Origin of the sequence: Microbacterium sp. (assembly GCF_052099035.1) — a bacterium.
Classification (GTDB): domain Bacteria; phylum Actinomycetota; class Actinomycetes; order Actinomycetales; family Microbacteriaceae; genus Microbacterium.
Genome location: NZ_JBQDSX010000121.1, coordinates 1 through 4,909, shown reverse-complemented (window position 1 = coordinate 4,909; position 4,909 = coordinate 1). Strand labels below are relative to the sequence as shown.

Below are 4,909 nucleotides of genomic sequence, written 5' to 3'. Positions count from 1 at the left end.
GCACCGCTCTTGTAAAGCGGGGGTCGTGGGTTCGAACCCCTCAGCCGGCACCACAGAAGCAGCGTGATTCCCCCTGGAGAATCGGGGGAAAACGAGAAACGTGATCTGCCCGGGGTCTCGTCCCTGCCGGCGGATGAGTTCGGTATTGTCGGGGCCGTTCATCGCCCGGGCGAGGGGTCCCTATATTGCGAGGCGGTTAGCTGTTCCAGGTGACGACGCCGAGCCAGTAGCTGCTCCCGTTCGACCCGTACACAGGCGAGCACGACCCCTTGATGTTCGTTGCGCCGGCTACTGCGCGCACAGCCTTCTGCGCCGCGACTGTCACAGTGCACGCGTCCTTTTGTGCGAACTGTCCCGACCATGACCCACCGGCGGCCTGAGCTGCGGGTGCCATGGCGACGCTTCCGCCAGCAATGAGGGCGACGGTGAGCGCTGCTGTTGTGATCTTGCGCTTGAGCTTCATGAGGTGTCCTTCCGGTTATGCCGTGGGGGAACGCCACCACGCTCCCGGATGGGGTGCGTCACGTCAACGTCCGGGGACCCGCGTACCGCGCGGGCACAGTGTCCGCGTTCGGCTCCGGCGGATCATCCAGGTACTGCTTGACCGCAGAAATCAGGTCGTCGAGCGGGTGGAAGCCGGAGCTGAGCGACATCAGCGGTGCGTGTGAAACTGCGGGTCGTGAATGGACGCAATGGGCATCCCACAGTCCAGGCATAGGCGGTCTGGGGGATCTTCAACGTCGAAGTCGGTTGCCGGGTCCTTACGCGACCAATGCCCGATCTAGGTGTGGCCGCGCGGAGTCGTGAGCAGGCCAAGTGCTGCCGCTTTGTACAGTGCCTCGGCCTGGCTGTGGGCGTCCAGCTTCTTGTAGACCGCGCGTAGGTGCGCCTTGACCGTACCGGGCGAGAGGAACAGCGTGTGGGCGACGGCCTGCCGGTCGCCGAGCTCGGCGAGCGCACGAATGACCGTGAGTTGACCTCGGGTCAGCGTTGGCGCGTGAGCAGAGGTGAACCGGGACGACATCGCCGTGGTCGCCGCGAAGGCTTCGCGCAGCTCGCGAGCGTCGCCGACGCTCGCGAGGATCGTCGAGCGCTCTTGTTCGTCGAAGAGCGCGAATCCGAGCCGCAGACCATGCGCGCGAAGCAGCAGGAGCAGATGCTCAGAGGTGCTGTGCGCACCCTTGATGTCACCGCCGGCTATCCCGAGGCGCGTGAGTACGACGTACACGAGATGCTCTGCGATTGGCGTTGAGGTGCGCGTCGATGCCCTGCCGAGCTTGGCGGAAGCCTCATCGAGATCCTCGTTATTGATGTCGTGAGCGGCACCGAGCGCGAGCGAGATCGCATCCGCGGGGGCGCGCGAGAGGATCGCCGCGGCCGCGCGTGGCGGCTCACCGAACAGCCTCAGCATGTCGTGGAGGTAGGTGACGCGGCGGCGAATACTGATGGGGACATTGGTCCGCGCGTGTGCGCGAACCGCGGAGTCGACGCGCACGCGTGCGGCGGTAGCGTTGCCGGTGTCGAGGTCGAGAAGGACCTCACCGAAAAGCCGCAGGTCCCAGTGAGAGGCGGGGGCGGTACTGTCGTCGAGCGCCGCGACAGCGAGCCGCAACTGCACAAGGTCCGCCGCGAGTGCCGCGCGGACCAGGTTGGACACCTGCAGAAACGCAGTATGGCTGCCGCGGCTGCCTCGCGCCGTGTGCGCCGTTGCGGTGCGCGCAAAGGCTGCGCCCTTCGGGACGTCGCCGGTGGCGGCGTAGTGGTACCCAAGCGCGGCCTGCGCTGAGCTGCGCCGGTATTCGAGGCCATGCGCTCGGCACAATTTCTCGAGCTCGGCCAGCAACCCGATGGCCGCCTCGTTCTCGTCTCCGTAGGTCAGCGTCGCGCTCGCCTGATAAGCGAACTCGACGAATGGCTGCAGAAGAGCCTCGTCGATCCGGCGCGCGGCCAGGTGCTTCAAAGCTCGCGCGTGGAACTGCCTCGCGAGACCGGCCCCGCGCACCGCGTCGCCCGCGCGCCGTGCCGCAAAGGATTCGAGGCCGAGCAGCACCAGCTTTTCGGTGGCGCCGATATCCGCGTCGCTGTTCTGCACCGCGGCGGCGGCCGCCGCGGCCGCATAGAGCTCTGTCGTCGACGCAGTCGGGTGCGAGGATGCGTTGGAATATGTCGCGGCCCATAGCGAGAGGACCGCGCTCTCGCGAACTCGATCGATCGGAAAACGGGCGAGGCGATCGACGACGTCAGCCGGGAACGGTGCGACGAATGGCACAAGCCGCAGCCCGACATGACTGATGATCGCAATATCTTCCGACATCACCGCGAACTCGAACGCAAGATCACGATCAGCGCGCGCGAGGTACCAGAGGGCGAGGCGTCGCGCGGCGGCGATCTTGTCGATCGGCCACGACCGGTGCAGCTCCGCGCGAGCCTCGGTGCGCACTGTCGCCCGGAACGTGAAGTGCTCGACATCGGTCGGGGTGCTCTGCCATGTCCCGAGTCCCCATTCCGCTGCGGCATCGAGCAGCTCTCGGCCGGCGGCGCCCGTCAGCGCATGCGTGAGCTCGACATCCGTGGAGTGTGGGAGCGCCGCGAGGCACACGGCTTTGAGTAAGCGATCGTCGTTGACGATCCTGCGCAACGACGGCGCGCGCGGCGTCCGCGACATGTGTGCCGCGAACGACTCGCTCAGGAATGCAACGGGAGGCACGTGTTCGGCGCCGATCGTGATTCGTCCCGAGATGTCGATGTCGTCAACGACGGATCGTTCGGATTCTATGATTACGACCCGCAGCCGCGGGCATCCTGCGAGGAAGTAAGCGATGTCGTCGATCACCTGGACGTAGATCTCAGCCGAGACGGCGCGCTGGAGGTCATCGACGATGAGCGTGGGCGGATCATCGAGCGCCGCGAGCAGCTGGCCTATCGCGGCGCGCATGGCGGCGCCCTCGCCGTTCGCAACCGTGGCTGTGCGGAAGAGATGCTCGTCGGAGATCAGCCCTCGCGAATGCAGTTGGGTGATGAGACGCATCCAGAAGCTCGCGGCGCTGGGGGGCGCCGACCGTGCGTCGTGCCACATGATCACGGTGCCGGGAACGCGGGCCGACCATCGGCGAACCATCTCCGTCTTGCCAGCTCCGCGGGGAGCACGCACCACGATGAGGCATGTCGCGTGCTGTCGAATAACGCTCGGCGCTGCCTCTCGATCGTCCCGCATTGCCGATCTCACTTCTCGTCCTCGGATCGCTCACGGACGTGCGATCTCATTGTCGACGAGGCTACATAATGCTCACCGGGTATATGCCCATTTGTGGTCGGCGGAGTGGCGTTGACCAGGGCCTCCCGCGGCGGAAGCCCGTCTTTGTGCCGCCAGGACGCCCTCATGCGGCATCGGGGGTAATCGCGGGGTAACTCGGGCTGATGACGAGGTGAGCCAGCGGCGCAGAGGGTATCGTGGGTTCTTGGCCCGTCACGTGAGGCATCCTCGCGGGGCTGTGCGGCATCCGCATGTCGCACAGAGGGGTCAGGAACGTGGAGCTCCTGGCACCCTTCGCGTTCGGCCGTGCAGCTCCCGCGTATCCGATGTCACGTTCCATCGTTCAGAGGTGAGACATGAAGCTAAGAGTGAAACCCGCCCTCGCGACTGTTGCGATCGCGGGGCTTGCGGTGCTGGGGCTCGCAACCCCCGCCTCAGCGACGAACCCCGACACCGAGTCGGGGGAACATACCAAACTCTGCGAGGTGAGTTGGAGCGCATCGTCGATCCTCGACACCGACTTGCGTCATGATGACCCGGATTACCCCGGGCTGATGCAAGGCATCGACGGTAAACCGGCCCACTACAGCAACGGTGGCTACATTGAGGCTGTCGAGCCGGCCCTCGGCGACCCCGGTTACCTGGAACTGAATCACTTCTACTTGGCGGACTACCGGACGCAGGTGTGGCGGATCCCTACGGCGACCGACCACCCGATCAAGGATGCGACGGTCACGTTCGAGCTGGCCGATGGTTACGAGCAACTTGATGACTTCGTTGTCTCGTTCGACCCAGTATCGACGAACGCCAACATGTCGAAGTGGGGCGGTAACTACGTCGACTACACGTGGAGCGCTCGAGGCGCTGAGGCAGCGACCCCGAACGCGGACGGCAGCTGGACGATTGCGCTCGGCGACCTGCCGACGATGGGCGGCACCGTCTATCAGTTCAACGTTCGAAACGAGGACGGTTCGGCATTCACGCACACGGACCGCTTCATTGCTCAGGCGACGTTGGCCGGCGACTATTACCAAGGCACCGGATGTGAGATTCCTCCGATCGACAACCCTGACCCGACGCCGAATATCGATGTGTGCCAGGTGGAGTACCTCGGCACCACGATCTGGAAGAAGACCGGCGACGACATCACTGAGCGCATCAAGGTTCACGATGGTGAAATCTCAGATGTGCAAGGTGAGGTCAATGCTGATGGCTGGGGCGTGGGCTCCGATCAGTGGGGTGAAGGTGCGACGCGCACGTTCCGGCTCTACGGCGGCACACACACCGAGCTGACCAACGTGGAGTACGAGGTGCAGGCGGTCCAGGGGTTCAGTTTCGATCCGAGCACCGTTTCAGCGCTTTCGACTCCTGGCGGTGGAGCGTTGCAGGGCAACGGACTTACCGAAGCCATCGAGGGAGCTGGCGCAATCGAGTTCGTTGATGAGAACACGATCCGGATGCCCATCGACGCGATGCCGGCGCACTCGTCCTTCTCATTCAACGTCACAGGCGTGCTCGACGAGACGACTGATGTGATGGTGTTGCACCACCGTCTCATCGGCGATGACCCGAACTGCGAACCGGTCGTCCCGGCACCGACCGAGGAGCCGACCCCGGCACCGACCGAGGAGCCGACCCCGGCACCGACCGAGGAGC

The 4,909-nt window shown here is 65.0% G+C and carries 4 protein-coding genes; 1 reads left to right on the top strand and 3 read right to left on the bottom strand.

Translation table 11 applies throughout. The features are described 5' to 3' along the window. Positions 1-196: 196 nt before the first annotated feature. The 3 genes from ACTIAO_RS17045 to ACTIAO_RS17035 form a co-directional block, all read right to left on the bottom strand. On the bottom strand, positions 197-463 hold the full coding sequence (locus ACTIAO_RS17045) for a hypothetical protein (protein ID WP_441845612.1): 267 nt from the start codon (positions 461-463) through the stop codon (positions 197-199). Between the two features lie 58 nt (positions 464-521). After that, positions 522-653 carry a hypothetical protein gene (locus ACTIAO_RS17040; RefSeq protein WP_441907288.1) on the bottom strand — a complete coding sequence of 44 codons (132 nt, stop codon included), beginning with the start codon at positions 651-653 and terminating at the stop codon, positions 522-524. A 128-nt stretch (positions 654-781) separates the two neighbouring features. Next, positions 782-3,028 (bottom strand): response regulator transcription factor, encoded by a 2,247-nt coding sequence (locus ACTIAO_RS17035; protein WP_441907287.1) that lies wholly within the window; start codon positions 3,026-3,028, stop codon positions 782-784. Between the two features lie 581 nt (positions 3,029-3,609). Between ACTIAO_RS17035 and ACTIAO_RS17030 the strand changes: the two genes are divergently transcribed. Beyond that, on the top strand, positions 3,610-4,909 hold a 1,300-nt coding region (locus ACTIAO_RS17030), incomplete at its 3' end, for a hypothetical protein (RefSeq protein WP_441907286.1).